At 74.4% G+C, this 26,212-nt stretch carries 23 protein-coding genes; 10 read left to right on the top strand and 13 right to left on the bottom strand.

The window, feature by feature from the left end:
• The first annotated feature begins 101 nt into the window (after nt 1-101).
• Both ACFI33_RS04175 and ACFI33_RS04170 read left to right on the top strand, forming a co-directional pair.
• Complete coding sequence (locus ACFI33_RS04175; RefSeq protein WP_127435096.1) at nt 102-1,454, top strand: histidine kinase; 1,353 nt, start codon at nt 102-104, stop codon at nt 1,452-1,454.
• Entirely contained in the window at nt 1,451-2,071 is a 621-nt protein-coding gene (locus ACFI33_RS04170; protein WP_127435095.1) for a response regulator transcription factor, read from the top strand. The genes ACFI33_RS04175 and ACFI33_RS04170 overlap by 4 nt, the downstream gene beginning before the upstream one ends.
• Nucleotides 2,072-2,183: 112 nt before the next feature.
• On the opposite strand, the gene ACFI33_RS04165 is transcribed toward ACFI33_RS04170, so the two are convergent.
• Nucleotides 2,184-3,602, bottom strand: a complete 1,419-nt coding sequence (locus ACFI33_RS04165) for a M20/M25/M40 family metallo-hydrolase (protein ID WP_233263205.1) — start codon at nt 3,600-3,602, stop codon at nt 2,184-2,186.
• Nucleotides 3,603-3,897: 295 nt separating this feature from the next.
• On the opposite strand from ACFI33_RS04165, the gene ACFI33_RS04160 reads away from it, so the two are divergent.
• From ACFI33_RS04160 to ACFI33_RS04150, 3 genes are all read left to right on the top strand, one after another.
• Nucleotides 3,898-4,104: a DUF3073 domain-containing protein gene (locus ACFI33_RS04160; protein WP_036339330.1), complete on the top strand. Its 207-nt coding sequence runs from the start codon at nt 3,898-3,900 to the stop codon at nt 4,102-4,104.
• On the top strand, nt 4,101-5,045 hold the full coding sequence (locus ACFI33_RS04155; RefSeq protein WP_095347362.1) for a Sir2 family NAD-dependent protein deacetylase: 945 nt from the start codon (nt 4,101-4,103) through the stop codon (nt 5,043-5,045). The genes ACFI33_RS04160 and ACFI33_RS04155 overlap by 4 nt, the downstream gene beginning before the upstream one ends.
• Before the next feature lie 198 nt (nt 5,046-5,243).
• Complete coding sequence (locus ACFI33_RS04150) at nt 5,244-6,233, top strand: hypothetical protein (protein WP_036314245.1); 990 nt, start codon at nt 5,244-5,246, stop codon at nt 6,231-6,233.
• Between the two features lie 99 nt (nt 6,234-6,332).
• Here the strand turns inward: ACFI33_RS04150 and purM are convergent, their stop codons facing one another.
• The 7 genes from purM to ACFI33_RS04115 all read right to left on the bottom strand — a co-directional run bounded on the left by purM (nt 6,333) and on the right by ACFI33_RS04115 (nt 13,226).
• Nucleotides 6,333-7,490 (bottom strand): phosphoribosylformylglycinamidine cyclo-ligase, encoded by a 1,158-nt coding sequence (gene purM, locus ACFI33_RS04145; protein ID WP_095347360.1) that lies wholly within the window; start codon nt 7,488-7,490, stop codon nt 6,333-6,335.
• Entirely contained in the window at nt 7,487-9,100 is a 1,614-nt protein-coding gene (purF, locus tag ACFI33_RS04140) for an amidophosphoribosyltransferase (RefSeq protein ID WP_095347359.1), read from the bottom strand. Before purF ends, purM begins: the two co-directional genes overlap by 4 nt.
• Nucleotides 9,097-9,504 carry a hypothetical protein gene (locus ACFI33_RS04135; protein ID WP_095347358.1) on the bottom strand — a complete coding sequence of 136 codons (408 nt, stop codon included), beginning with the start codon at nt 9,502-9,504 and terminating at the stop codon, nt 9,097-9,099. Before ACFI33_RS04135 ends, purF begins: the two co-directional genes overlap by 4 nt.
• 141 nt (nt 9,505-9,645) lie before the next feature.
• On the bottom strand, nt 9,646-10,047 hold the full coding sequence (locus tag ACFI33_RS04130; protein WP_049159553.1) for a sterol carrier family protein: 402 nt from the start codon (nt 10,045-10,047) through the stop codon (nt 9,646-9,648).
• Entirely contained in the window at nt 10,044-11,117 is a 1,074-nt protein-coding gene (locus ACFI33_RS04125; RefSeq protein WP_095347357.1) for an asparaginase, read from the bottom strand. Before ACFI33_RS04125 ends, ACFI33_RS04130 begins: the two co-directional genes overlap by 4 nt.
• A gap of 80 nt (nt 11,118-11,197) precedes the next feature.
• On the bottom strand, nt 11,198-11,995 hold the full coding sequence (locus ACFI33_RS04120) for an ABC transporter ATP-binding protein (protein WP_095347356.1): 798 nt from the start codon (nt 11,993-11,995) through the stop codon (nt 11,198-11,200).
• 79 nt (nt 11,996-12,074) lie between these two features.
• Nucleotides 12,075-13,226 (bottom strand): ABC transporter permease, encoded by a 1,152-nt coding sequence (locus ACFI33_RS04115; protein WP_095347355.1) that lies wholly within the window; start codon nt 13,224-13,226, stop codon nt 12,075-12,077.
• Nucleotides 13,227-13,412: 186 nt separating this feature from the next.
• On the opposite strand from ACFI33_RS04115, the gene ACFI33_RS04110 reads away from it, so the two are divergent.
• Complete coding sequence (locus ACFI33_RS04110) at nt 13,413-14,789, top strand: sensor histidine kinase (RefSeq protein WP_069941144.1); 1,377 nt, start codon at nt 13,413-13,415, stop codon at nt 14,787-14,789.
• Entirely contained in the window at nt 14,786-15,415 is a 630-nt protein-coding gene (locus ACFI33_RS04105; protein ID WP_069941145.1) for a response regulator, read from the top strand. Before ACFI33_RS04110 ends, ACFI33_RS04105 begins: the two co-directional genes overlap by 4 nt.
• A gap of 42 nt (nt 15,416-15,457) precedes the next feature.
• Here ACFI33_RS04105 and ACFI33_RS04100 read toward each other — a convergent pair whose 3' ends face one another.
• On the bottom strand, nt 15,458-15,727 hold the full coding sequence (locus ACFI33_RS04100) for a hypothetical protein (RefSeq protein WP_069941146.1): 270 nt from the start codon (nt 15,725-15,727) through the stop codon (nt 15,458-15,460).
• Nucleotides 15,728-15,789: 62 nt separating this feature from the next.
• Between ACFI33_RS04100 and purD the strand changes: the two genes are divergently transcribed.
• The 3 genes from purD (at nt 15,790) to ACFI33_RS04085 (ending at nt 19,252) form a co-directional block, all read left to right on the top strand.
• Nucleotides 15,790-17,079: a phosphoribosylamine--glycine ligase gene (gene purD / locus ACFI33_RS04095; protein WP_069941147.1), complete on the top strand. Its 1,290-nt coding sequence runs from the start codon at nt 15,790-15,792 to the stop codon at nt 17,077-17,079.
• A complete protein-coding gene (locus ACFI33_RS04090) occupies nt 17,076-18,023 on the top strand; it encodes a phosphoribosylaminoimidazolesuccinocarboxamide synthase (protein WP_122054582.1) in 948 nt (315 codons plus the stop codon). Before purD ends, ACFI33_RS04090 begins: the two co-directional genes overlap by 4 nt.
• 173 nt (nt 18,024-18,196) lie before the next feature.
• Entirely contained in the window at nt 18,197-19,252 is a 1,056-nt protein-coding gene (locus ACFI33_RS04085; protein ID WP_127435252.1) for a hypothetical protein, read from the top strand.
• A 39-nt stretch (nt 19,253-19,291) separates the two neighbouring features.
• On the opposite strand, the gene ACFI33_RS04080 is transcribed toward ACFI33_RS04085, so the two are convergent.
• From ACFI33_RS04080 to ACFI33_RS04065, 4 genes are read right to left on the bottom strand one after another with little or no spacing between them, the layout of a single operon-like run.
• Entirely contained in the window at nt 19,292-21,157 is a 1,866-nt protein-coding gene (locus ACFI33_RS04080; RefSeq protein ID WP_036338250.1) for an ABC transporter ATP-binding protein, read from the bottom strand.
• A complete protein-coding gene (locus tag ACFI33_RS04075; protein WP_127445865.1) occupies nt 21,154-22,992 on the bottom strand; it encodes an ABC transporter ATP-binding protein in 1,839 nt (612 codons plus the stop codon). The genes ACFI33_RS04080 and ACFI33_RS04075 overlap by 4 nt, the downstream gene beginning before the upstream one ends.
• A 41-nt stretch (nt 22,993-23,033) precedes the next feature.
• Nucleotides 23,034-24,002: a metallophosphoesterase gene (locus tag ACFI33_RS04070; protein ID WP_095347353.1), complete on the bottom strand. Its 969-nt coding sequence runs from the start codon at nt 24,000-24,002 to the stop codon at nt 23,034-23,036.
• Between the two features lie 5 nt (nt 24,003-24,007).
• Nucleotides 24,008-26,191 (bottom strand): transglycosylase domain-containing protein, encoded by a 2,184-nt coding sequence (locus tag ACFI33_RS04065; protein ID WP_036338242.1) that lies wholly within the window; start codon nt 26,189-26,191, stop codon nt 24,008-24,010.
• Nucleotides 26,192-26,212: the final 21 nt, after the last annotated feature.

Below are 26,212 nucleotides of genomic sequence, written 5' to 3'. Positions count from 1 at the left end.
TCCGGCCGCCGCCCGTCCTCAGAAGTGCCGTGCGGTCACCTCCGCCCGGGCAATTCCGCACGGCGGGCAATGACAGTTGTCACGCCCGTAGGGTGAGGCCCATGAGGATCGAGGGGAACCACGACGACGGCCGCCCGGCCCCGCCGGCCGTCGCACCGGGGCGCCGTCCGACCGGTGCCCTGCCCACGGCCGGCCTCGCGGGCACAGGGTCGGCCGGACCCACCGTCCCCGGCCCGTACTCCGGCGACCTCACCGGCGCGTGGTGGTACACGTGGACCGGCTTCCTGCTCTGTGTCCTGGTGATCGCCGGCTTCTCCGCGTTCGGCCCGCTGTCCCACCTGCGGGAGCACCTGGAGGCCGGTCGCACCGAGCAGGTCGTCGCACTGGCGGTCCTGCTCCTGCTCCACGTCCTCGGAGTCGTCGGCCAGCTGCACGTCGCCCGCCACTTCCAGGCCCCGCCGCCCGAGGAGACGGAGGGGCCGGTGTTCGGCCGGCGGGACCTGGCCTGGCTGTTCGGCCCCACCGTCCCGCTCGCGCTCGCCGGTGCCGTCTTTCCGGCGCTGGGGCTCACGGGGACGGGCACGTGGTGGGCCCTGCCGCTCTGGCTGTCTTCCCTCGTCCTCGCCCTGCTGGTGCACCCGTGCCGGCGGCGTCCCGTCCTCTGGGGCGGCTTGGCGGCCTCACTCGTCCTCGGGGCGGCGGCGGTCCTCCAGGATCCTGCGGGGCCCGCCGACACGGCCGCCGGCTTCCTCGTCTGGTCCGTGATCACCGCCTGCATGATCGTCCCCACGGTCTGGTTCTGGAGGCTGATGCAGCGCCTCGACAACGCCCGGCGTCAGGCCGCGGACCTCGCCGTCACCCGCGAGCGGCTGCGCTTCGCCGCCGACCTGCACGACGTCCAGGGCCACCACCTGCAGGTCATCGCACTCAAGGCCGAGCTCGCCGAGCGCCTGCTGGCCAAGGGCCGGACCGAGGACGCCGGAGTCTCGCTGCACGAGGTGCGCGAGCAGGCCCGGGAGGCGCTCGCCGAGACCCGGGCCCTCGTCCGCGACCTCCGCGAGGTCTCCGCCGAGCGCGAGCTGGTCAACGCGAAGGAGGTGCTCACCGCCGCCGGCACCGCCACCGACGTCGGCACCGACCCGCACCTGGGCCCGCTCGGTACGGTCGCCGGCCGTCTGGTCGGCCTGGCCGTCCGCGAGGCCACCACGAACATCCTGCGCCACGCCTCGGCCGGCCGCGCCCGCATCGAGCTCACCGCGGCCGGCCCGGACGCCGTGCGCCTGGTCATCGTCAACGACGGCGCTCCCACGGCAGACGCCGGCACCGGCGGCACCGGGCTGGCGGCCCTGGCCGAGCGCGCCGAGGCCGCCGGCGGGTCCCTGACCGCCGCCCAGGCCGGCGGGGAGTTCACCCTGACCCTGACCGTGCCCCGCACCGAGAAGGAGACCGCATGAGTGCCCCGACCGAGAGGATCCGCGTGCTCGTCGCCGACGACGAGGTCCTCATCCGCGGCGCCGTGGAGGCGCTGCTCGCCCTGGAGGATGACCTGGAGGTGCTGCCCGGCATCTCCGACGGCATCGCCGCCGTGGCCGCCGCACAGGAGCACCGCCCGGACGTCTGCCTGCTGGACCTGGAGATGCCGGGCCTCGACGGCGTGGAGGCCGCCCAGCAGATCTTGCGCTCGGTGCCCACGAAGGTCGTCATCTTCACCCGGCACGCCCGACCCGGCGTGCTGCGCCGGGCGCTCGCGGAGCAGGTGTCCGGGTTCGTCCCGAAGTCGACGCCGGCCGAGGAGCTGGCCGTCGTCCTGCGGCAGGTGGTGGCGGGCCGGCGCTACGTGGACCCCGAGATCGCCGCCTCCGCGCTGACGGCCGAGCGCAGCCCCCTGACCGACCGCGAGCTGGACGTGCTGCGGGCCGGGCGGGACGCCGCCCGCGTGGAGGACATCGCCGCCGCCCTGCACCTGGCCCCGGGGACCGTGCGGAACCACGTCTCGAACGCGATCGGCAAGCTCGGTGTGCGGACCCGCCAGGAGGCCGAGCGGGCCGCGTGGGAGGCCGGCTGGATCTGAGCGCGGCCGGCCCTGCAGGAGACGCGTTGGGGGCGGTTTCGGGTGGTAACCGGCCGGATACCACCCGAAACCGCCCCCGACGGCATCTGCGGGTCGGACGGGGCCGCTCGGGTCAGCGGGTGCCGAGGGCGTCGGCGTCCTGCTGGAGGGTGCCGATCAGGTTCGCCACCGCGCGGGCCGTATGGGTCAGCGTCGTGATGGAGACGTTGTCGATGTCGTCCTGGGGCGTGTGGTAGTTGTCGTCGCGGATCGAGAGCAGGCCCGTCGAGGCGATGCCGGCATCCACGAACGGCGCGTAGTCCGAGCGGCCGTTGCTGCCCTCGGGCTGGTGCGCGTGGCCGTCGCGGTCGAGCTGCGCGCCGAGCAGGGACTCAGCACCGATCGACCAGTCGGCCGTGAGCACACCGAGCGTGTTCTGGTGGTCCAGCGGGGCCACCATGTCCAGGTTGGTGTAGAGGATGATGTCCTCGCGCTCCGCCGCGGTCAGGGTGTCCACATAGTGGTGCGAGCCCAGCAGGCCGATCTCCTCGGCGCCCCACAGGGCGAAGCGGACCTTGCTCTCGGCCTTGTTGGCCTTGGCGGCCTGGCGTGCGACCTCGAGGGTCGCCGCGACGCCCGAGGCGTTGTCGTGGATGCCCGGGCCCTCCGGCACGCCGTCCAGGTGGGCGCCGAGCATCACGACGTCGTCGTCGCTGCCCGTGCGCGTCTCCGCCAGCACGTTCCAGGTGGGCCGCTGCTCCACAAGCTGCTCGAGGTCCAGGGTGACGGTGGCGCCGCCGGCGCGGGTCTGGGCCAGCAGGTCGGCGCCCAGCTCGCGGGTCACGCCCACGGTCCCGACGACGTCGCCCGGCGCGGCGCCCAGGGTGCCGTTCAGTGCGCCCTCGGCGTTGTTGTAGATGATGACGGCCTCGGCGCCCGAGGCGGCCGCGACCTGGGACTTCTGGGCGAAGGTGCAGTCGCCCCGGGAGACCAGGGCGACGCTGCCGGTCAGGTCCGCGCCGGCCCAGTCCGCGTCGGCGCAGCCGGTGGCGGCGCCGGCGGGGGCGGCGAGCGGGGCGTCGGTGACCTGCGCCGACGGCGAGGACGTGAAGACGGTGTGCTCGAGGTCGCGCTGGACGGGTCCGGTTTGCTGAAGCCGGTCCCGCAGGGTCTCGGTGTAGGTGATCTCGAACTCCTGGAGCTCGACGTCGTAGCCGGCCTCCTCGAGCTCGCCCACGGCGTAGTCGAGCGAGGCCTGGAAGCCCGGCGTGCCCGCGGCGCGGTTTCCGTGCTCGTCCGCGATGGCCGCGAACGCCGTGATGTCCTGGCGGAGGTGGTCCGAGGAGATGGAGCGGACCAGCTTCTTCGGGGAGTTCGGGTTGCCGCCGGCGCGGTTCTGCCCGGGGCCCAGGCCACGGTCGGCGGTCTGCGTGGTGCCCATGGGGGCCTTTGCCGGGGCGGCCGGGGCGGCCGGGGCGGCGAGTGAGACGGGGGCGGCGGTCAGCGTGGCGGCCAGGGTGGCGGCGGCCAGCAGGGTGGGGGTGCGGCGCATGGGCATCCTCATCGTGGGGGGCGTATGTGACGTACGCAACATAGCCCATCGTCCAGCGACCGTGCAGGGTGTGTGTCACGCCTGTCCAGCCGGGTGCCGCCCGTGCTGCGGCCGCCCGCGCCGCACCCGGCGCCGCCGCACGCCCCGCCGGACCGGGCCGGCCGTCGTCGTCCTCGGGCCGTCCAGCCGGTCATGTATCCTTGTCCGCACGAACCATATTGACCAGTGAGTACCTCGGCGGGCCCCTGTGCGCCACAGATCCGAGGCGGCGAGAGATGCGAAGGGGGTCACGCTCATGGGGCGCGGCCGTCAGAAGGCTAAGGCCACGAAGCAGGCACGGGAGATGAAGTACTTCTCTCCCGGAACAGACCTCTCGGCACTGGAGCGAGAGCTCACGGGCGGGCGCACGCGCAGCCCGGAGCCGGACCAGGAGCCCGAGTACGAGGATCCCTACGAGGACCTCTACGCGGAGGACGAGGACGACGACGCACGGGCGCGATGACGCCCGCACGGCATCCGGCCCTGGACGGGCATCAGGCCGCCCTGCGGTCGATCGCCAGGGTGGTGGATGAGACAGCACCGCTGCAGGACCCCGAGACGGCGTCTCGGGGTCTGCTGCGTCTGATGGAGGAGTTCCGCCCGCTCGTGATCACCGGGGCCGGCGTGTCCACGGACTCCGGCATCCCGGACTACCGGGGGCCGAACGGGTCCCTGCACCGCCACCGGCCGATGACGTACCAGGAGTTCCGGGACGACCCGGCCGCCCGCCACCGCTACTGGGCGCGCTCGTTCGTGGGCTGGCGCCGCATGGACCAGGCCCGGCCGAACGAGGCGCACCGCATCCTCGCGCGCTGGGCGGCCGAGGGGCGGATCGCCGGCATCCTGACCCAGAACGTGGACGGGCTGCACGCCGAGGCCGGACGCGCGGCGGGCATGCCGGAGGACCGGCTGATCGAGCTCCACGGCGACCTGGCGCGCGTGGCCTGCCTGAACTGCGGGGCCACCGAGTCCCGCCGTGACCTGGACCTGCGGCTCGAGGCCGCCAATCCGGGCTACCTCGAGCGCGTGGCGATCGACCCGGACGCCGTGAACCCCGACGGCGACGTCTCCCTCGACCAGCACTGGGTGGAGGAGTTCACGATGGTCGGTTGCCGGGTCTGCGGCTCCGTGAAGCTCAAGCCGGACGTCGTGTACTTCGGTGAGTCCGTGCCCGCGGCGCGGCGCGCGGCCGCGGAGGCGATGGCCGACGACGGCGGCACGGTGCTCGCCGTCGGCACCTCGCTGGCCGTGATGAGCGGCTACCGGTTCGTGCTGCGGGCCGAGCGGGCCGGGCATGAGACGGGGCTGATCAACCTCGGCCCCACCCGCGCCGACGCCAAGGCCCGCTGGCGCTGGCGCGCCCCGGTCGCCGACGCGCTGGCCTGGCTCGACGCCCGCCTCTGACCCCCACCCACGTTTTCGTTCGGGAAACGGCGGACGCCGGGGCGTTTTCGTGCGGGAAACGGCGGGCGCCGGGGGTGTGGACACCGGGTGGCCCGGGGCCACGCACGACTCCTGCACAGGTGGCGCCGCCGGCGTCGTCGTCCACGGTGGGTGCTCCTGAGCGGGCGGGATAGGCCGGGTTGAGCCATCGTCACGGGCATGGACACGTCTTCCCTGCCCCTGCCGGACATCGTCGAGACCGGCCGGCCGTTCACCCGTGGCGACCTGCGCGCGGCCGGGGTCTCGGAGCGACTGGTCCGCGGCGGTGACGTGCGGCGCGTGACGCATGGGGTCCATCGGCTCCGGACTGACCACCTCGGCTCGTGGGCGGATCTCGGCTACGCCGAGGCGCCCGCTCCCTTCGCGCCGGAGGAGACGGCCGCGATCGTGGAGGCGAGCGGGGGAGTGGCCTCCCACCTCACGGCGCTGCTCCTGCACCGCGTGCCGCTGCCGCCGTTCCTGGCGGAGGACGGCACGGTGCACGTGTCCCGGCCGCACCCGCGCGGGGCGAGCGTCCGACCGGAGATCACCTCGCATGCCCGCCTCGTCCCGGCCGCGGACGTCACAGCCCTCCACGGGATCCGCCTGACGAGCCTGGAGCGATCCTGGGCGGATCTGGCCGCGCTGCTTCGTCCAGGCATGCTCGAGCCCGTCGTGGCGGCCGGGGACGCCCTCATCCATCGGCCGTGGTCGCCGGAGGGGCGTCGCTCACCACGGACCACGACGGCGGCCCTGCGGTCCGCGCTCCTGCGTGCCGGACGGTTCAAGGGAGTGCGCACCGCCCGTGCCGCACTCGAGCTGGTGCGGGTGGGCGCGGATTCCCCGCAGGAGACAGCCCTGCGACTGGCCCTGCTCCACGCCGGCCTGCCCGAGCCGGAGCTCCAGCTGGTGCTGCACCCGGGCCGGGCCCGGTCACCGGACGCGGATCTGGGGTGGCGGCAGTGGCGCTTGGTGGTCCACTACGACGGCGGTCACCACCTCGATCCTGCACAGCTCGCGGTGGACTCGTGGCGAGACGAGGGATGGGCGCGCGCGGGCTGGACGCAGATCTGGGCCACGGTGGACGACGCGCGGGACGACTTCCGGCGCGTCGTCGCCGAGGTGCAGACGCACCGGGCCCGGCTCGGCGGGCGGATCTTCGCGTCGTGAACCGCCGTTTCCCGAACGAAAACGCCCCGGAGGCCGCCGTTTCCCGAACGAAAACGCTCCGGAGGCCGCCGTTTCCCGAACGAAAACGCCCCCGGGGGGTCAGGCGGCGTACTGGCCGCGCATCAGCACGGCGCCGCCGTCGACGCCCTTGGCGCCATGCACGAAGTCCAGGCCCGCGGCCGCCGCGTCGTCGGTGAGGGCGCCGATGGTGCCCATCTCCCACGCGTCGATGCCGGCGTCCACGAGCACGGAGATCGACTTCGCGGCCACCTCCGGGTCCACCACGGCCACCATGCCCACGCCGAGGTTGAGGGTGCGCTCGAGGTCGGACTGCGGAACGCGGCCGAGCTCGCCCACCAGGCGGAACACGGGCGGCAGGGACCAGGTGTCGCGCTCGACGGTCGCCATGAGGCCCTGCGGGAGCACGCGTGCCAGGTTCGCGGCCAGGCCGCCGCCGGTCACGTGGCTGAACGCGCGCACCGGCAGGTCCGAGCCGCCGTCGTGGCCGTTGAGGCGCTGCACCAGGTCGAGGCAGGCGCGGGAGTAGATGCGGGTCGGCACGAGCAGCTCCTCGCCGAGGGTGCAGCCGAGCTCGGTGACCTCGCGGTCGAGGGACCAGCCCGCGGCGTTCACCACGCGGCGCACGAGCGAGTAGCCGTTCGAGTGGATGCCGGAGGAGGCCATGCCGATCACGACGTCGCCGGACTGCACCCGCTCCGCGCCCAGGACCATGTCCGCCTCGACCACGCCGGTGGCCGCGCCCGCCACGTCGTACTCTTCCGCGGCCAGCAGGCCCGGGTGCTCGGCGGTCTCGCCGCCCACGAGCGCGGTGTCGGCCAGGCGGCAGCCCTCGGCCACGCCGCGCACGATGTCCGCGATGCGCTCGGGCACGACCTTGCCGCACGCGATGTAGTCGGTCATGAACAGGGGCTGGGCGCCGACCACCACGATGTCGTCCACGACCATGCCCACGAGGTCCTGGCCGATGGTGTCGTGCTTGTCCATCGCCTGTGCGATCGCCACCTTGGTGCCGACGCCGTCCGTGGACGTGGTCAGCAGCGGCTTGCGGTACTGCAGCAGCGCGGAGGCGTCCCACATGCCGGCGAAGCCGCCGATGCCGCCCATGACCTCGGGGGTGTGGGTGGCCTTCACGGCGTCCTTCATCAGCTCGACGGCGCGGTCGCCGGCCTCCACGTCGACGCCGGCCGAGGCGTAGGTGATCGGGGCGGCGGAGGAGGGGGTCTGGTTCGGGGTCACAGCGGGGTCCTGTCCGTCTCGGTGAGCAGCTTCTCGTCGTCGGCGTCCGGGCCGGGCTCGCAGCCCGTGGCGGTCACGGTGGTGGTCTCGCCGTCCACGTCCAGCACCACGGTGGACGCGGGCGACACGGCGACCGGCTCCAGCAGGCCCTTGCCGCGCTCGCCCTCGTCGGCCAGCGGGATCGGGTAGTCACCGGTGAAGCAGGCGGTGCACAGGCGCTCGCGCGGCTGCCCGGTGGCCTCGATCATGCCCTCCTCGCTGATGTAGGCCAGCGAGTCGGCGCCGATGGATGCGGCGATCTGGTCCACCGCGGCTCCGTTGGCGATGAGCTCGGCGCGGGTGGCGAAGTCGATGCCGTAGAAGCAGGGCCACTTCACGGGAGGGGAGGAGATCTTCACGTGCACTTCGGCAGCGCCGGCCTCCTTGAGCATCCGCACGACGGCGCGCTGGGTGTTGCCGCGCACGATCGAGTCGTCCACCACCACGACGCGCTTGCCGGCCACCACGGTGGACTGGACGTTGAGCTTGAGGCGGATGCCGAGCTGGCGCAGCGTCTGGGACGGCTGGATGAAGGTGCGGCCCACGTACGCGTTCTTCACGAAGCCCTGGCGGAACGGCAGGCCCGAGGCGTCCGCGTAGCCCACGGCGGCGGGCGTGCCGGACTCGGGCACGGGGATCACGACGTCGGCCTCGACCGGCTGCTCGAGCGCGAGGCGGCGGCCCATCTCCACGCGGGACTCGTACACAGAGCGCCCGGCGATCGTGGCGTCCGGCCGGGCGAGGTACACGTACTCGAACACGCAGCCGGCCGGCTTGGACTCGGCGAAGCGGGTGGAGCGGATGCCCTCCTCGTCGATCGCGATCATCTCTCCGGGCTCGACCTCCCGGATGAACGAGGCGCCGACGGTGGCGAGGGCCGACTGCTCGGAGGCCACCACCCAGCCGCGCTCGAGGCGGCCGAGCACGAGCGGGCGCACGCCCTGCGGGTCGCGGGCGGCGTAGAGGGTGCGCTCGTCCATGAACACGAAGCAGTAGGCGCCGCGGATCTTCGGCAGCAGCTCGAGGGCGGTCTCCTCGAGGCGGTCCCCGGGGGCGCCGTGGAGCAGGGCCGTGACCAGGGCGGTGTCCGTGGTGTTGCCCTGCTTCATCTCACCGTGGGTGTGGCGGCCGTCCGCGGCGTGCACCATGCGCAGCAGCTCGGCGGAGTTCACGAGGTTGCCGTTGTGCGCCAGGGCGACCGTGCCGTCGTCGGCGGTGGCGCCCAAGGTGGGCTGGGCGTTGGCCCACTTGTTCACGCCGGTGGTGGAGTAGCGGCAGTGGCCGACGGCGATGTGGCCGCTCAGCGCGGTGAGCGTGGCCTCGTCGAACACCTGGGAGACCAGGCCGATGTCCTTGTAGACGGCGATGCGCCCGCCGTCCGAGACGGCGATGCCCGCGGACTCCTGGCCGCGGTGCTGGAGCGCGTACAGGCCGTAGTAGGCCAGCTTCGCGACCTCCTCGCCCGGCGCCCACACGCCGAACACGCCGCATTCGTCCTGCGGCCCCTGGTCCTGGGGGTCGAGGGCAGCGGTCAGGCGGCCGTCGCCTCGTCGGGTGCGCGGTGCGATCACTGCTCGGGGGTCCTTTCGGTGGGGGTGGTGCGGGCGGGCGGGGCGCCCGCGTCCACGCGGTCCAGGCGGACGTCCGCCATGGCCGGGTCGTCGGTGCGCTCGAGGACCACGGTGCGCGCGGTCGACCGGGAGCGGCGGTCCAGCAGCAGCCACACGATCAGTCCGAGCACGCCGGTGCCGAGCATGCTCAGCAGGGCCGCGAAGCCGAACGTCTCCGAGAAGGAGAGCGGGATGCCGGAGTACGGGTCCGCGGGCGGGGTGGGGGAGGCGTGGACCGCGGTGGTGATCACGAGGGCGATCAGCAGGCCGAGCGCGAGCGCCACCGCGAGCACCGCGGTCAGCCGCGGGGCGCGACGGACGGTGTAGGCGCGCTGATCGGGGGTCGGCTCGGGGGCGGAGGTCATGCGCGCCAGTCTATCGAGTCGGCCGCTGGGGCCAGTCGCGCGTGCCCGCGGCGGGATCGGCAGAGCTGCATCCCGCGACGAGGAACGGTGCCGACGTTCGAACGGTCGGTGTCGCCGAGAGGACTGCCGGACACCTCTCGCTCACGGCCGCACGAGCGGCAGGTGCGCGCCGAGGTCGGCCCGCACGCCCGAGGCGCGCACGCCGCCGGCCGCCGTCGCCTCTTCCCAGGACGTCAGTCCCGTCGCCAGGGACAGCCATGTCACGGCGTCCATCTCCACGACGTTCGGCGGGGTGCCGCGGGTGTGCCGGGGCCCGGGGAGGCACTGGGCGACGCCGAAGGGCGGCACGCGCACCTCCACCGAGTTCCCGGGCACGCGGGTCGCCAGCTCCTCGAGCGCGAAGCGCACTGCCGTCGCCCGCGTGGAGCGCGGCAACGCGGCGGCCGCCGCGGGGTCCTCCGCGTGGGCGCGTGCCCACGCCAGCAGCGCCGCGTGGCCCTCGACGACAGGCACCCGGCGGCGCGGGACGGAGCCGGTGGTCACGCCCGCGCCTCGAAGGCCGGCAGGACGTCCCCCACGAGGTCCCGCACCGGCGCGGCCAGGCGGATCTCGCCGACCGGCTCGCCCCGGCCGAGCACCGGGGGCACGACGGCGGCCAGCACGCCCGGCAGCGTCGCCCGGTCCACGTGGTCCGGGGCGAACCGGGCCAGCAGCGCGAGCGCGACCAGGTCGCCGGCCCGCGTGCCGCCGTCGAGCGCCTTGACGGCCACGGCCGTGCCGTCCGGCGCGGCCATGACGAGGACGCCGTCCGCGCCCACCTTGGCGAGCAGGCCGAGCTCGCGCATCACCACGGTGTTGGAGCTCGTCTCCCCGTGGACGGCCCACGGGTGCTCGAGCATCGCCGTGGCGACGGCGGCCGCGTGCGGATCCGCGTCGGCGCGGCCGGGCGCCGCGGCGACCCGCCCGATGCCGCGGGCCAGGCCCGCCAGCGAGATGACGGCGGCCGGGGCGCCGCAGCCGTCCACACCGGTGTGGGCCACCGGCTCGCCGCAGTACTCGGCGATCACCGCGTCCACCTCGCGCTGCAGCGGGTGCGCCGGGTCGAGGTACGTGGCGACGTCGTGCCCGGACGCCGCGCAGGCCGCGAGGAAGCCGGCGTGCTTGCCGGAGCAGTTGAAGGCCAGCGGGGTCGCGGCGGCGGCCTCGCCGTCGCGGCGGACCTGGGCGACCACCTCGGAGGTGTCCGCGGGCCAGGCCGGCGGGCACTGCAGGGCGGACGCGTCGAGGCCGGCGTCCGCGAGCATGCGCTCGGCCAGCGCCTGGTGCCGGAGCGTGCCCCGGTGCGAGCCGCACGCGATGGACAGGGCCTCGCCCTCCAGCGCCGCCCCGTGGCGCAGCGACGCGACGGCCTGGAACGGCTTCAGCGTGGAGCGCGGGTAGATCAGCGCGTCCGCGGGGCCGAGCCCGGCCAGCACCCGCCCGTCCGGGCCGGTCACGACGGCGGCGCCCGCCGTCCGGGACTCGACGAAGCCGTTGCGGACGGTCTCCACGAGCTCGACGGCGTCGGACAGGGCGAAGGTCTCGCCCGCGGGGGCGACGGTGGCGTGGGTCATGCGGTCCAGGGTAGCGAGGGCCCCGGACGCGCCGGGCGTCCGGGCCGGTGGGCCGGGTCGGGGACGGCGGCATCACCGGCTCACTCCGCGGAGAGCCGCCCGTCCACCATGGTCAGGGTGCGGTCCGTGGCGGAGAGGAACTCGTGGTCGTGCGTGACCATGAGCGTCGCCACCTGCTCCTCGCGGGTCAGCGTGCCCAGCAGGTCCACGACGGCGGCCGAGCGCTCGCGGTCCAGCGCGGAGGTGGGCTCGTCCACGAGCAGCAGCGTCGGGGAGGCCATGAGCGCGCGCACGATGTTCACGCGCTGCCGCTGGCCGCCCGAGAGCTGGTGCGGGCGCTTGCCGGCCTGGTCGGCCAGATCCACACGCTCGAGCAGCTCCAGGGCCCGGGCCTTGGCGGCCCTGCGGTCGGCGCGGGTGGCGTCGCGGTCCAGGTGCACGGTCAGCTCGAGCTGCTCGGCCGCGGTGAGGGACGGGATGAGGTTCGGCTGCTGGAAGATCATGCCGATCTCCTGGCCGCGCAGCGCGGTGCGCTCCTTCCGGGACAGCCCGGCCATCTCGCGACCGGCCACGGACACGCTGCCGGAGGTGGGCGTCACGAGGCCCGCGGCCACCGCCAGCAGGGAGGACTTGCCCGAGCCGGACGGGCCGACCATCGCGGTGAAGGTGCCGGGGAGCAGGTCCAGGCTCACCTCGTCCAGGGCGCGCAGCACGCCGCGCTCGCCGTCCGGGTACTCCAGGACGAGGTCGCGCACGGACAGCGCGGGGGTGGCGTCGGACGCGGCGACAGGGCGCTCGCCGGCGACGCGGTGGGCGGCCGCGGCGGCCGGGGTGCGGAGGGCGTCGAGGTCGGCCTGCGGGGCGGTGAGGGTGGTCATGGGGAGGTCCTTTCTCCAAGCGGGGGCGAGGCGGAGCCGAGGGGGACGACGGCGCCGGGCGGCGCCGTCGTCGGGGCGGTCAGTTGCCGCCGAGGGCGACCAGCGGGTCGATCCGGGTGACGCGGTAGACCGCCACGACGGCGGCGAGCATGCCGAGCACGAGGACCCCGGCGGCGGGCACCGCGGTGGTGGCCCACGAGAGCTCGAACGGGACGGCCCGCCCCGCGAACGCGCCGATCACGGTGGCCAGCCCGGTGCCCACGGCCACGCCGCCGACGAGCACGAACGCGGCCTGCGCGAGCGAGTCCTTCAGCACCCAGCCGTTCGAGCCGCCGAGGGCCTTGAGCACCGCGATGTCGCGGGTGCGCTGCACCGTCCAGATGGACAGGAACGCGATCACCACGAGCGCCGAGATGCCGTACAGGAAGCCCTGCATGGTCATCAGGGAGCCGTTCTCGGACCGGTAGCTGGGCAGGGCGGCGTAGGAGCCCTTCACGGTCTCGGCGACGGTGCCCGCGGCGTCGTCGCCGGCGGCGGCCACGGCGTCGACGTCGGCGCCGGCGTCGAAGCGCACCAGGCCGGCGGTGCCGAGCACCGCGTCGTCGGCGGTGTGCGAGATGGCGTTCCAGTCCTCGAGCGCCAGCCACGTCACGGGGGAGTGGGAGTAGTACTCGGTCGGCACGACGTCGGCCACGGTGTAGACGAAGCCGGAGACCGCGACGGCGTCACCCTCCTGCGCGTGGAGGGAGTCGGCCACGTCCTGGCTGAGCACGATCTGCCCGGGCTCGACGCCGGCCGGCGCGTCGGAGCCGCCCGGGGTGAGACCGATGAACGCGGTGGTGGCCACGCCGGTGGTGGGCTCGCCGGACACGTCCGCGCGGCCCTGCGGGTCCGTGTCCACGGGGTGCTCGAGGCCGATGGCCCGGCCCTGGCTCACACCGAGCGGCTCGACGGAGGCCACGCCGTCCGTGGCCGCCCACGCGTCGCGCTGGGCCACGGTGAACTCGGACTGGGTGAACGACGCGGTGGGCTCCTGGCCCGCCGCGCCGCCGAAGACCAGACGCTGCACGCCCTGCTCGCCGAGGCGGTCGATCGCGGCGGTGTTCTGCCCGCCCAGGCCGGCCGTGAGGCCGGAGAGCATGACGAGCAGCAGGCTGATGAGGGCCACCACGGAGCCCATGAGAGCGAACCGTCCGGTGGCGAAGCGGAGGTCGCGGAGTGCGAGGAACACGGGGCGCGTCCTTTCCTGACGAGGTCTGTCCTGAGGTTGCCTCCACGGTCTCGCGCGGGGAGGGGTCGCCACATCGCCCGCGGCGGCTGGACCCGGTCAACCGAATGGTTGATCCCGGCGGCGCAGCGGCGCGACCCCGGGGCATCGGGCCGTTGTCGCGTCCGGGGCGCGCCCTAGGGTGGAGCCATGTCCGTCGCCCCCCGCGCCGCCGTGCCCCCCGCGCCCACCGAGACCGGCACCACCGCCGTGCTCGCCGGCCTGCGCGTGGCCCTGCACGTCACGTTCGCCGCACTGCTCACCGTGGGGCTGGCGCGCGCGCTCGCGGACCGGTCCCCGGACGCGTCCGGTCCGTTCCCGGCCACCACCCTGGTGCTGCTGACCGCCGCGCTGGCGGGCGTCTACCTGGCCGGGACCGTGCTGGAGCGGCGCCGGTGGGCCCGGGGCGACGACGTCGGCCGCGGTCCGGCGGTCGCCTGGCTGGCCCTGGTGCTGCTGCTGTGGGGCCTGCTCGTGGGCCACCACGGCGACTTCGCGTGGGTCGCCTTCCCCCTCTTCTTCGTCGTCCTGCACGTGGTCGACCGGGTGGCCCGGCAGGCGTGGGTGCGCCACGTGGTCGGGCCCGCGCTGGTGGTGGCGATGGCCGCCGTCGTGGTGGCCGGGATGGCGGCGGGCGCCGGCGGCGTGCGGGTGCCGGCCGTGATCGGCCCGCTGGTGGGCGCCGCCGTGGCCGTGGTGCTCTCCGGGGCGTACCGCGCCCTGCACGCCGAGTCCGAGCGCCAGCGGGCCGTGGCCGAGCAGCTGCGCGCTGCGCAGGCGGAGCTCGCGCGCACGGAGCACCGGGCGGGGGTGAGCGCCGAGCGGGAGCGGCTCGCCCGCGAGATCCACGACACCCTCACCCAGGGGCTGGCCTCGATCGTGCTGGTCTCACGCGCGGCCCAGGACGCGCTCGACGCCGCCGACCCTGCCCTGGCCCGGCAGCGCATGGAGACCGTGCGCGCCACGGCCGCCGAGAACCTCGCCGAGTCCCGCCGCTTCGTCCGCGACCTGCGCGGCACCGGGGCGCCGTCCCTCGTCGAGGCGCTCGAGCGCGCGGTCACCGGGTTCGCCGACCGGCAGGCCGCCGCCGGGACGCCCGTGGCCGCGGACGTCGAGGTCGTGGGCGAGCCGGTCGCGGTCGCCGAGGCCGTGGAGACCGCCGTGCTGCGGGCCGTGCAGGCGTCCCTGGCGAACGTCGGCGCCCACGCGGGCGCCCGCCGCGCCCGCGTCACGCTGGGCTACCTCGGCGACGAGCTGACGGTGGACGTGGCCGACGACGGCGCGGGGTTCGACCCGGCCGTCGTCGCGGCCCACGCCCGGGCCGGAGCCTCCGGCGCCGACCCGGGGGCGGGGACCGGCGTGGGACTGGCGAGCGTGCGCGAGCGCCTCGCGGCGGTGGGCGGCGAGGCCACCGTCGAGTCGGCCCCTGGCGAGGGCACCGTGGTGGCGCTGCGGGTGCCGCTGGTCGCCGCCGGGGCCGGCCGGGGCGCGGATCCCGAGGAGACCGAGAGCGAGGAGACCGCATGAACGTGTGCGTGATGCTGGTGGACGACCACCCCGTGGTGCGGGCGGGGGTGCGGGCCGTTGTCGAAGCGCACCCGGACCTGACCGTGGTGGCCGAGGCCGCCGACGGGGCGGAGGCGATCGGCGTCCTGGAGGCGGGCGAGCCCGCGGTGGACGTCGTGCTCATGGACCTGCAGATGGGCGCGGGCATGGACGGCGTGACCGCCACCCGCGCGGTGCGGGAGCGGTGGCCGGGGGTGCAGGTGCTCATCCTGACGACCTTCGACACGGAGGCGGACATCCTCGCGGCCGTGAACGCGGGCGCCGCCGGCTACCTGCTCAAGGATGCCCCGAGCGAGGAGATCGCCTCGGCGGTGCGGCAGGCGGCGGCGGGGCACAAGGCGCTGGCCCCGCAGGTCGCGGCCACGCTGATGGGGCGCATGTCCGGCGGCTCCGAGGTGCTGTCCGAGCGGGAGATCGAGCTGCTCGAGCTGATCGCGCGGGGCGCCACGAACAAGGTGGCCGCGAAGGAGCTGTTCATTTCCGAGGCCACCGTGAAGACGCACCTGGTGCACATCTTCCAGAAGCTCGGCGTGGACAACCGCACCCGCGCCGTCGACGAGGCCCGGCGACGGCGCATCATCCGCTGACCGACAGGCCGGGGCGGCCGACCCCCGCGGACCCGGTCCTGCTCAGCGGCGCCGCACGTACCGGGTGATCACCGCCGCGGCGACGGCGGCCAGCGCCAGCACGCCGAGCGCGGCGGGCAGGCTGAGGTCGCCGCGCTGGACGCCCAGCCCCCGCAGCGTCCAGAAGACGATCAGGGCGCACGTGAACATCACGCCGACGAACGTCCAGGCCGTTCGCAGCCCGGGTCCCAGCCCCGCACCGGGCCGGTGGCGGGGGTCACGGGGATCACGGTCGTCGCCGGGCTGACCGTGGTGGAGGGGAGGCATCGTCATGCGCTCCACCGTAGGGGCCACGGGCCGGACCGGGCCAGGGCCACCGCGTAGGCTTGAGGCTCGTGAAGACCCTTGTGCTCGGCAACGGCGGCCGCGAACACGCGCTGCTCACCGCCCTCTCCCGTGATCCGCAGGTCAGCGCCCTCCACGCGGCGCCCGGCAACGCCGGCATGGCCGACCTGGCCACCCTCCACGCCGTCGAGGCCACCGACCCGGCCGCCGTCGTGGAGCTCGCGCGCGAGCTGGGGGCCGACCTCGTCGTCGTCGGTCCCGAGGCCCCGCTGGCCGCCGGCGTCTCCGACGCCCTGCGCGAGGCCGGGTTCGCCGTGTTCGGCCCCTCGCAGGCGGCCGCGCAGCTCGAGGCGTCCAAGGCCTTCGCCAAGGAGGTCATGGCCGCCGCGGGCGTGCCCACCGCCGGCTCCCGCGTGTGCACCACCGCCGCGGAGGCCGCCGCCGCCCTCGATGAGTTCGGCGCCCCGCACGTCGTCAAGGACGACGGCCTGGCCGCGGGCAAGGGCGTCGTGGTCACCTCCGACCGCGCCGAGGCCCTCGCCCACGCCGAGGCCTGCTTCGCCGCCGGCGGCACCGTGGTGATCGAGGACTTCCTGGACGGCCCCGAGGTATCCCTCTTCGTGATCTGCGACGGCGAGGACGCCGTCGCCCTCACCCCCGCGCAGGACTTCAAGCGCATCCACGACGGCGACGCCGGCCCCAACACCGGCGGCATGGGCGCGTACACGCCGCTGCCGTGGCTGCCCGAGGGCTTCACGGACGAGGTCATGGACCGGGTGGCCCGCCCCGTGCTCGCCGAGATGGCCCGCCGCGGCACCCCGTTCACGGGCGTGTTGTTCTGTGGCCTGGCCGTGACCGCCAAGGGCGTGGAGGTCATCGAGTTCAACGTGCGCTTCGGCGACCCCGAGACCCAGGCCGTGCTCGCCCGCCTCGAGACACCCCTGGGCGGGCTGCTCGCCGACGCCGCGGCCGGCCGGCTCGGCGCGGACCGTCGGCTCGAGTGGAGCGACGACGTCGCCGTGGACGTGGTCATGGCCTCGGCCGGCTACCCGGCCTCCTCCTCGACGGGCGACGTGATCACCGGGCTGGCCGACGCGGCCGCCCTCGAGGGCGTGCACGTGATCCACGCCGGCACCGCGGCGTCCGGTGAGGACGTGGTGACGGCGGGCGGCCGGGTGCTGGCCGTCGTCGGGCGCGGGGCGGACCTGGCCCAGGCGCGTGAGCGCGCCTACGCGGGCGTCGAGCGGATCCGGTTCGACGGGGCCCAGTGGCGCACGGACATCGGACTCAAGGCCGAGCGCGGCGAGATCACCGTGCCCGGGACGGGGGGAGCGAAGTGAGCGGGGAGCGCGTGGGGTTCACGGGGGCCGAGGCCCTCTGGCTGCCGGGCTGGCGGCACGTCTACTCGGGCAAGGTGCGGGACCTGTACGAGCCCGCCGACGCCGAGCCGGGACGGTCCGCGACGCTGCTCGTGGTGGCCTCCGACCGGATCAGCGCCTACGACCACGTGCTGGAGCCGCCGATCCCGGACAAGGGCACCATCCTCACCCGGCTGACCCTGTGGTGGTTCGAGAAGCTGGCCGAGGGCTACAACGGGGCCCACGCCGAGCCGGTCGAGCACCATGTGGTGGGCACGGACGTGCCCGCGGCCGTGGCCGGGCGGGCGATGGTCGTCAAGCGCCTGGACATGTTCCCCGTGGAGTGCATCGCCCGCGGCTACCTGACAGGGTCCGGCCTGGCCGAGTACCGCGCGTCGGGCACGGTGGCCGGCCTGCCGCTGCCCGCCGGGCTCGTGGACGGCTCGCGGGTCGACCCGCCGATCTTCACGCCGTCCGCGAAGGCCGAGGTCGGCGAGCACGACGAGAACATCACGTTCGAGCAGATGGTCGAGCGCGTGGGCACCGAGGCCGCCGAGCGCCTGCGGTTCCTCACCCTGGACCTGTACGCCCGCGCCGAGGCGATCGCCCGCGAGGCCGGCATCATCCTGGCGGACACGAAGGTCGAGTTCGGTGTGGACCCGGCCACCGGCCAGGTGGTGCTGGGCGACGAGGTCCTCACCCCGGACTCCTCCCGGTTCTGGGACGCCGAGGACTACGAGCCCGGCCGCCCCCAGGCGAGCTTCGACAAGCAGTTCGTCCGCGACTGGCTCACGGGCCCCGACTCCGGCTGGGACAAGACCAGCGGGGAGGCCCCGCCGGCGCTGCCCGCCGACGTCGTGGCCAAGACCCGCGACCGCTACGTGGAGGCGTACGAGCGCCTCACGGGCCGCCCCTTCGACGCCTGACCCGCACTTTCGAACGTGAGATAGGCCCTCTCTCACGTTCGAAAGTCCCCATTCGCCCGATTTCACGTTCGAAAGTCCGGGGCGGGGCGGGGCGGCTCCTGCACAGGGGCCCGGCCCCGCACAGGAGGGGGTCGGACGCCCGCCCACGACGACGGCGCCCGCATCCTGACCGCATGCCACGCCGCCCCGCACCCCTTCCGCCAGCCCTCGCCGGCCGCGTCTTCACCCGGCGCGAAGCCCTGGACCGCCTCTCCCTCTCCTCCGACCGGCTGCGCAGCCTCGACCTGCGCCAGGTCACCCACGGGGCACACCGCGCGGTCGTCGACGTGCCGGGGTCGTGGGCCGCGCTCGGATACCCCCGCCCCGTGGCGGCCCTGCCGCCGGAGGAGGCCGCTGTCGTGGTGGCTCTGACCCGTGGGGTCGCCTCGCATCTGACGGCGGCGCGGCTGCACGGGCTCGTCCTGCCGTGGTGGGCCGAGGAGGACACACGGGTGCACGTGAGCCGGCCGCACCGCACGGGTCGGACGGGGCGCGCGGGCGTCGCCTGCCACGGACGCACGGTGCCGGCCGAGGACCGCGTGGAGGTGCACGGGGTCCCGGTCACCTCGCTCGAGCGGACGTGGGTGGACCTCTGCTCCCTGCTGCGGCCGGATCAGATGGCGGACGCCGTCGTCGCGGGGGACGCGCTCGTGAACCGTCCGTGGGTGGACGGGTCCCGACTCCCGCCGCGTACGACGGCGTCGCGGCTCTCCGCGGCGCTGGAGCGGGCGGGCCGGTTCAAGGGCGTGCGGGTGGCTCGGGCCGCGCTGGCGCTGATCCGGGTGGGGGCGGACTCGCCTCCGGAGACGCGACTGCGGCTGGCGCTCCTCGACGCCGGCCTCCCCGAGCCGCGCCTGCAGGCGCAGCTGGTCTCACCGGAGGGGGAGCGGACCGACGCGGACATGGTGGTTGAACGGTCCCGCGTGGCCCTCCACTACGACGGCGGCCACCATCGCACGCCGGAGCAGCAGCGACGCGACGCACGGCGGGACCGTCTCTGGCAGGAGGCCGGCCACCTGTCCATCACGGTGATGGGCGCCGACCTGGCCGAGGACTTCCGGACCGTGGTGGCCGCCGTCGTCCGCCACGACCGGGCCGCGCGGGCGACCTCCACCATCTCCGCTCCCGCCCCCGCCGCAGGACTTTCGAACGTGAAATCGGGCGAATGGGCACTTTCGAACGTGGGATAGGCCCTCTCTCACGTTCGAAAGTGCCCGGCCCGGGGCCCATCAGGCGAGCGAGTCCTCCCAGGCCCGGTGTAGCGCCGCGAACCGGCCGTCGGCCGCCACCAGCTCGGCGGGGCTGCCGTCCTCGACGATCCGGCCGTCGTGCATCACGAGCACCCGGTCGGCGGTCTCGACGGTGCTGAGCCGGTGGGCGATGATCAGTGCCGTCCGGTTCCCCAACAGCCGCTCCAGCCCGGCCTGCACGAGACGCTCGCTCGGCAGGTCCAGCGACGACGTCGCCTCGTCCAGGATCAGCACGGCGGGGTCCGCGAGGAACGCCCGCGCGAACGACACGAGCTGCCGCTGTCCCGCGCTCAGCCGCCCGCCGCGCTTGGCGACGTCGGTCGCGTAGCCCTCGGGCAGCCCCAGGATGAAGTCGTGCGCCCCCACCGCCCGGGCGGCCGCCTGGATCTCGGCCTCGGTGGCGTCGGGCCGGCCGAGGGCGATGTTCTCCGCGATCGACCCGGAGAACAGGAACGCCTCCTGGGTCACCATCACCACGTTGCGCCGCAGATCCGCCTGGCTGAGCTCGCGCAGCTCCACCCCGTCCAGCGTCAGCGAGCCGGCAGAGACGTCGTAGAACCGGGCGATGAGCTTGGCCAGCGTCGACTTGCCCGCACCCGTCTGGCCCACCACGGCCACGGTCTGCCCGGCCGGGATCACGAGGTCGAACTCCGGCAGCACCACCCGGTCCGGTCCGTAGCTGAACACCGCGTCCCGGAACTCCACCCGCCCGGACGCCACGCCCGTCCCCGGAGCGTCGGCCCCGGGCAGCGGCGTGGGCTCGGCGGCCTCCACCACGGTGGGCTCCTCCTCGAGCAGGCCGGAGACCTTCTCGAGCGCCGCCGTCGCGGACTGCAGCGACGAGTAGAACATCGCCACCATCTCCATGGGCTGGAACACGCGCCGTCCGGCCAGCAGGAGCGCCACGAGCACCCCCACCTCGAGGTCGCCGTCGAGCACGCGCAGGCCCCCGGTCACGAGCAGCGCCGCTACCGTGAGGTTGCCCGTCGCCACGAGCACCGGCTGCAGGATGCCGAACAGGTTGAGCGTGGCCACCATGTCGTCCCGGTAGGCCGTGGCCAAGTCGCGGTACCGCGCGTCGTTGTCCCGTTCCCGCCGGAAGGCCTGGACCGCGCGGATGCCGGTCATGGTCTCCACGAAGTGCACGATCGACCGTGCCGAGGACACCCGCGACCGCCGGTACGCCTCCTCGGACCGCACCTGGTACCAGCGCGTCACGATCGCCACCGGCACGGCCGCGCCCAGCAGCACGAGGAACGACGGCGGGTCCAGCAGCAGGATGGACGCCGCGGTGAACGACATGAACATCAGCCCGGACACGAGCGAGGACACGCCCTGGTCCAGCAGCTCCCGCAGCGCCTCCAGGTCCGAGGTCTGCCGCGAGATCACCCGCCCGGACGTGTACCGCTCGTGGAACCCGAGGCTCAGCCGCTGCGTGTGCCGGAACACGCGCAGCCGCAGGCTGAGCAGCATGGCCTGGCTGGCCCGCGCGGTGAGCCACGTGTACGCCCCCAGCAGGCCCCCGGAGACGAGGGCCGCCGCCACGTACGCCCCGCCCACGGGGACGAGGATGGGCCAGACGGACTCGCCGGCCCGCACGGCCTCGACGACGCGCGGCAGCTCCGCGTCGATCGCCCAGGCGATGATCAGCGGCCCGGCCGCCCGCGCCGCGTTGGACACGAGCACGAAGACCACGGTGACCAGCAGCGTCCCCCGGACCGGCCGCGCGAGCTCGCCGAGCAGCCGGAAGGACCGGCGCCGGATGTGGCGGCGCTCCGCGCGGGTGTAGTCGAGGTCCTCTTCGGCCCCCACGCCGCGCACGCGGCTCACGTCGGCGGCGCTCATGCCTGCTCCTCCGGTCGGCTCGAGATGATGTGCCGGTACACGGCGCTGCGGGCCAGCAGTTCGGGGTGCGTCCCCACGTCCTCGATCCGCCCGTCCGCCAGCACCGCGACCCGGTCCGCCAGGGCCACGGTGGAGGGACGATGCGCCACGATCAGGGTGGTCGTCCCGTCGAGGACCTCGCGCAGGCGCGCGGTCACGGTCTCCTCGGTGCGCACGTCGAGGGCGGAGAGGGGGTCGTCCAGCACGAGCACGTCCGGGCGCGCCGCGATCGCGCGGGCGAGGGCGATCCGCTGGCGCTGTCCGCCGGAGAGGCTGAGGCCCTCCTCGCCGATCTCGGTCTCGACGCCGTCCGCCAGGTCCGCCACGAAGCCCGCCTGCGCGGTCTCGAGCGCGAGGTCGAGCAGGGCGTCCGCCGCGGGGGAGTGGAGGCCGTCCGCGAGCACGTCCGCCGGGGCGCCGAGCAGCACGTTCTGCCGGATGGTCGCGGAGAACAGCGTGGCGTCCTCGAACGCCACGGACACCCGCCGGCGCAGCTCCCCGAGCGGCATCCGGCGCACGTCCACCCCGTCCACGCAGACGGAGCCCGCCGTGACGTCGAGCAGCCGGGGGACCAGCTGCAACAGCGTCGACTTGCCGGCGCCGGTCGCGCCGACCAGGGCCATCGTCTCGCCGGGCACCAGCTCGAGGTCGACGCCGTCGAGCAGGTCGCGCTCCCCGCGCTCCGGGTCCGCGTCCGGCCAGCGGAAGCGCACCCCGTGGAACGCGAGCGCGCCGGTGGCCGGGGGCACGACGGCGGCCTCCCCGGTGGGCGAGGCGATGTCCACGGGCGTGGCGAGCACGTCCACGTGGCGGTCGATCGCCGTGCGGGCCGAGAGCGTCATGCCCATCAGCTGGCCCACGGACTCGACCGGGCCGGCCAGCACGGCCGCGGTGGCGAAGTAGGCGGCGAGCGCGCCCACCGTCAGCTCCCCGGTCGCCACGAGCCACAGGCCCAGGGCGAGGCCCAGGCCCAGCACCGTCTCCGGCAGGGCCACGATCAGGGCGATGAACCGGGCCAGCACGGACGCCTTGTGCACCTCGGTGCCCTGCAGCGTGCGGGCGCGCCCGCGGAAGCCGTCGAGGGCGTGCGCGCCGCGGCCGAACGCCTTGAGGACGCGGATGCCGTGCACCGACTCCTCGACGGACGTGGTGAGGTCCCCGGCCTGGTCCTGGGAGAGCCGGGACGCGGCGCGGAAGTCGTTGCGGAACCCGAACGACGCCCACATGATCGGCACGGCCGCGGCGAGGTAGAGCAGGGCCAGCTGCCAGGACAGCAGGAACAGCAGGACGAGGCCGACGGTGATGGTCACCACGTCCACCACGAGCATGACCGAGCCGAACGCGATCCACCGCCGCAACAGCGAGAGGTCGCCCTGGGCCCGGGAGAGCAGCTGCCCCGAGGGCCACGCGTCATGGAACGCCACCGGCAGGCGCTGGAGCCGTTCGAACAGGGCGATGCGCGCCCGGTTCTCCACCCCGGCGGCCGGCGGGAGGATGAAGTACCGGCGCAGGCCGATGAACGCGGCCTCGGCGAGGCCGAGCACGGTGAGCAGGCCGGCGGCCCGCCACACGTCTGCGCGGGAGTCGGGGGAGGAGGGCCGGGCGAGCACGGTCTCCGTGAACACGGTGTCCACGAGCAGGTGGATGACCTGCGGGATGGCCAGGGCCACGAGACCCGCCGCCATGGCCGAGGCGAGCCCGAGCACCCAGCGCGCCCGCACGCCCTCGAGGTACGGTGCGATCCCGCCCAGGGCGTCACGCAGGGACGAGGCGGCGGGAGAGGTGGCGCGGGTCACGGGGCCCCACTGTACCCGCGGCCTCGGACGGGACAGGCGGCTCAGCCCCGTGGGACCAGGTCCAGCACCACGGCCTCGGGCCGGCACGCGAACCGCACGGGCGCGGACGGCGCGGTCCCCAGGCCGGCCGACACCTCGAGGGGGACGGTCCGCCCCGCGGCCGTCCACGTCGAGACCCCGGAGGCCTGGCGGCGGGGCAGGTCGCAGTTGGTGACGAGTGCCCCGAGGAACGGCACGCACACCTGCCCGCCGTGGGTGTGGCCGGCGAGCAGCAGGTCGGCGCCGTCGGCGGTCATGGCGTCCAGCACGCGGCGGTACGGGGCGTGGGTGACGCCCAGCCGGAACCGCCCGTCGTCACCGGGCCGCCCGGCGTTCTCGTCGGGTGCGGCGCCGGGGAAGCCGGCCCAGGCGTCCAGACCGAGGTGCGGGTCGTCGGTGCCGGCGGCGAGGACCTCGAGCGTGGTCCCGGCGCGGGTCGGCACGGCCAGGGCGGCGCCCCGGTTCGTCAGGTCGGCCCAGCCGGCGGCGCGGAACGCGCCGAACAGGACGTCGGAGGAAAGCCGGGGCCGGTCCTCGTCCATGCGCGAGGGGCCCGCGAAGTACCGCAGGGGGTTGGCCGCCTTGGGCGCGTAGTAGTCGTTGGAGCCGGGCACGAACACGCCGGGCCGCGCCAGCAGCGGCCCGAGCGCGTCGAGCACGAGCGGCACCGACGCCGCGGCGGACACGTTGTCTCCCGTGTTGACCACGAGGTCAGGCTCGAGTGCATCCAGCCCGCGCAGCCACGCCCGCTTGGCCCGGTGCCGGGGCAGCAGGTGGATGTCCGAGAGGTGCAGCACCCGCAACGGCGCCGACCCGGCCGGCAGCACGGCCAGTCGGTGCGTGCGCACCGTCCGGGCCTCAGCCTCGGCGAGGCCCCAGGCCAGGCCGAGGCCCGCCGTCGCGGCCATCCCGACGGCGGCAGGCGCTGCGGAACGGAGCATGCGGCGGGTGGGGGAGGCGGCGGGGGGCATCGCGGTCAGAAGCCCGGGACCGCCTCGGGCAACGGCCCGCCTCGGTCCAGGTCGTCGATGTGGAACTGGCGTCCGTCCGGGTGCTCGCCGGCCTCGCCCGGGTCCTCCGACTGCGGGCCGTCCCACTCGGGCAGTTCACCCGGCGGGAACTTCTCCTTGGCCAACTGGTTGTACTCGAGCCAGGACGGGCCGTTGATGGAGGTCGAGTAGAACGGGTTGCGGACCTCGCCGTTGACGGTCTCGCCCGTCATGGACTTCAGGTTGTTGTAGCGGCCGGTCCACACGGCGGTGGCCAGCTTGCTGGTGAATCCGACGAACCACGTGGAGGACACGTTGTCGTTCGTGCCCGTCTTGCCGCCGAACTCGTAGCCGGCGCCCTCCTCGGCGATGTTGAAGCCGGCGATGTGGCGCAGGACCGGCATCAGCTCCCGGACGTGGTCCGGGTCGATGACCTGGTCGCACTGAGGGTCGGCGACGTCGTACTGGTTGCCGACGGTGTCCGTGACCTCCAGGATGGCGCGCGGCTCGCAGTACAGGCCGTTCGCGGCGATGGCGGCGTACGCGCCGGCCAAGGACAGCGGGGCCACCGAGTCCTTGCCGAGCAGGAAGGACGGGTCGTCCGGCTGCAGCGGGGAGCTGTCCAGGGCGCGGGTGATGCCCAGCTGGGTGGTGAGGCTCGTGATGTCGCACAGGTCCAGCTGGTACGCGGTGGCGACGGTCGGGGTGTTCACCGACCAGAAGAGGCCCTCGTCCACGCGCACCTGCCGCAGCATGCCCGGGATCACGTTCTTGAACTGCCAGGTGCCGCCGATCGTGGTGTAGCCGCCCGGGCGGCACGAGGCAGCGAACCGCGTGCCCGTGGGGTAGACGTTCCGGGAGGCGTCCACGGAGTCGACCAGGCGGTTGCCGTTGCGCAGCCACGTCAGTGCCACGAAGGGCTTGAGCGTGGAGCCGGCCTGGAAGCCCTGGCCGCCACCCCACTGCTTGTCCACGTTGAAGTTCAGCGAGGTGTGGCCGAGCTCGTCCTGGATGGCGTACTCGGTGTTCTGGGCCATGGTGCGGATGTTGCCGGTGCCGGCCTCCACCGAGGTGAGCGCGTGGCCGGCGCCCAGCGACTCGTTGTTGGGCACCGAGGCGCGCAGGTTCTTCTCGGTCTCCTTCTGGAGCGTCGAGTCGATCGTTGTGCGGATGGTGAGTCCGCCGCGGTCCAGCAGGGCCTGGCGGGACTGGACGTCCGGGCCGAACGTGGGGTCGGCGAGGATCTGCCGCTCCACGTAGTCGCAGAAGTAGGTGCCGAACTTGGCGTAGAGGCAGCCCGAGGGGCGGGACTCCATGACCACCTCCATCGGCTGGGCGACGGCGTGGTCGTACTCCTCCTGGGAGAGGTAGCCGTTGTCCTTCATCGCGTTCAGCACGAGGTTGCGCCGCTCCGTGGCCTCCTCCGGGTTGCGGGCCGGGTTGAACCGGGTGGGGGACTGGACCATGCCGGCCAGCGTGGCGGCCTCCCAGCTCTCCAGGTCGGCGGCGGACTTGCCGAACACGTACTGCGAGGCAGCCTCGACCCCGTAGGCACGGCCGGAGAACAGCACGATGTTGAGGTAGCCCTCGAGGATCTCGTCCTTCGACATCTGCTTCTCGACGGCGACGGCCAGCTTGATCTCCTTGACCTTGTCCGCGATGTTCTTGGAGCCGGAGAGGGTGAGGCGGGAGTCGCCGCGGATCTGCTGCACGTTCACCAGCATGTTGTTCACGAACTGCTGGGTGAGGGTGGAGGCGCCCTGCGTGGAGTCGGAGGTGGCGTTGTTGACGGTCGCGCGAATGAGGCCGCGCGCGTCCACGCCGTCGTGATCGTAGAAGCGCTCGTCCTCGATGGCCACGATCGCGTGCTGCATGTGCTTTGAGATCTTGTCCAGTGGGACCGGGGTGCGGTTCTCCTCATAGAAGACGGCGATCTCCTCACCGTCCTCCGAGAGGATGCGCGACGGGACGGACACCGGCTCCGCGGGCAGCTCGTCCGGCAGCTCGTCCAGCATCTCCCGACCCGACGCGGCGGCGACACCGGCCAGGCCCGCGACGGGCAGCAGGAGGGCCGCCACGAGCAGGCCAGCCAGCGCCGACAGGCCCACGAAGGCGAGGAGGCGGCCGGGGGCGCTCGAGGGCGCGGGGAAGCGGGTCGTGCGGGAGGCCATGGGCGCGAGTGTAGCGCGGGC

This window comes from Micrococcus sp. PSi08, from assembly GCF_054960655.1.
The sequence above is the reverse complement of the archived record's forward strand: the minus strand, read 5'-3'. Positions and strand labels throughout refer to the sequence as shown.

What these genes read in the sequence shown, in the direction of transcription:
- ACFI33_RS04175 (WP_127435096.1), top strand. Translation starts at nt 102, where the DNA reads ATGAGGATCGAGGGGAACCACGACGACGGCCGCCCGGCCCCGCCGGCC.
- ACFI33_RS04170 (WP_127435095.1), top strand. Translation starts at nt 1,451, where the DNA reads ATGAGTGCCCCGACCGAGAGGATCCGCGTGCTCGTCGCCGACGACGAG.
- ACFI33_RS04165 (WP_233263205.1), bottom strand. Translation starts at nt 3,602, where the DNA reads ATGCGCCGCACCCCCACCCTGCTGGCCGCCGCCACCCTGGCCGCCACG.
- ACFI33_RS04160 (WP_036339330.1), top strand. Translation starts at nt 3,898, where the DNA reads ATGGGGCGCGGCCGTCAGAAGGCTAAGGCCACGAAGCAGGCACGGGAG.
- ACFI33_RS04155 (WP_095347362.1), top strand. Translation starts at nt 4,101, where the DNA reads ATGACGCCCGCACGGCATCCGGCCCTGGACGGGCATCAGGCCGCCCTG.
- ACFI33_RS04150 (WP_036314245.1), top strand. Translation starts at nt 5,244, where the DNA reads ATGGACACGTCTTCCCTGCCCCTGCCGGACATCGTCGAGACCGGCCGG.
- ACFI33_RS04135 (WP_095347358.1), bottom strand. Translation starts at nt 9,504, where the DNA reads ATGACCTCCGCCCCCGAGCCGACCCCCGATCAGCGCGCCTACACCGTC.
- ACFI33_RS04125 (WP_095347357.1), bottom strand. Translation starts at nt 11,117, where the DNA reads ATGACCCACGCCACCGTCGCCCCCGCGGGCGAGACCTTCGCCCTGTCC.
- ACFI33_RS04120 (WP_095347356.1), bottom strand. Translation starts at nt 11,995, where the DNA reads ATGACCACCCTCACCGCCCCGCAGGCCGACCTCGACGCCCTCCGCACC.
- ACFI33_RS04110 (WP_069941144.1), top strand. Translation starts at nt 13,413, where the DNA reads ATGTCCGTCGCCCCCCGCGCCGCCGTGCCCCCCGCGCCCACCGAGACC.
- ACFI33_RS04105 (WP_069941145.1), top strand. Translation starts at nt 14,786, where the DNA reads ATGAACGTGTGCGTGATGCTGGTGGACGACCACCCCGTGGTGCGGGCG.
- ACFI33_RS04100 (WP_069941146.1), bottom strand. Translation starts at nt 15,727, where the DNA reads ATGACGATGCCTCCCCTCCACCACGGTCAGCCCGGCGACGACCGTGAT.
- ACFI33_RS04085 (WP_127435252.1), top strand. Translation starts at nt 18,197, where the DNA reads ATGCCACGCCGCCCCGCACCCCTTCCGCCAGCCCTCGCCGGCCGCGTC.
- ACFI33_RS04080 (WP_036338250.1), bottom strand. Translation starts at nt 21,157, where the DNA reads ATGAGCGCCGCCGACGTGAGCCGCGTGCGCGGCGTGGGGGCCGAAGAG.
- ACFI33_RS04070 (WP_095347353.1), bottom strand. Translation starts at nt 24,002, where the DNA reads ATGCCCCCCGCCGCCTCCCCCACCCGCCGCATGCTCCGTTCCGCAGCG.
- ACFI33_RS04065 (WP_036338242.1), bottom strand. Translation starts at nt 26,191, where the DNA reads ATGGCCTCCCGCACGACCCGCTTCCCCGCGCCCTCGAGCGCCCCCGGC.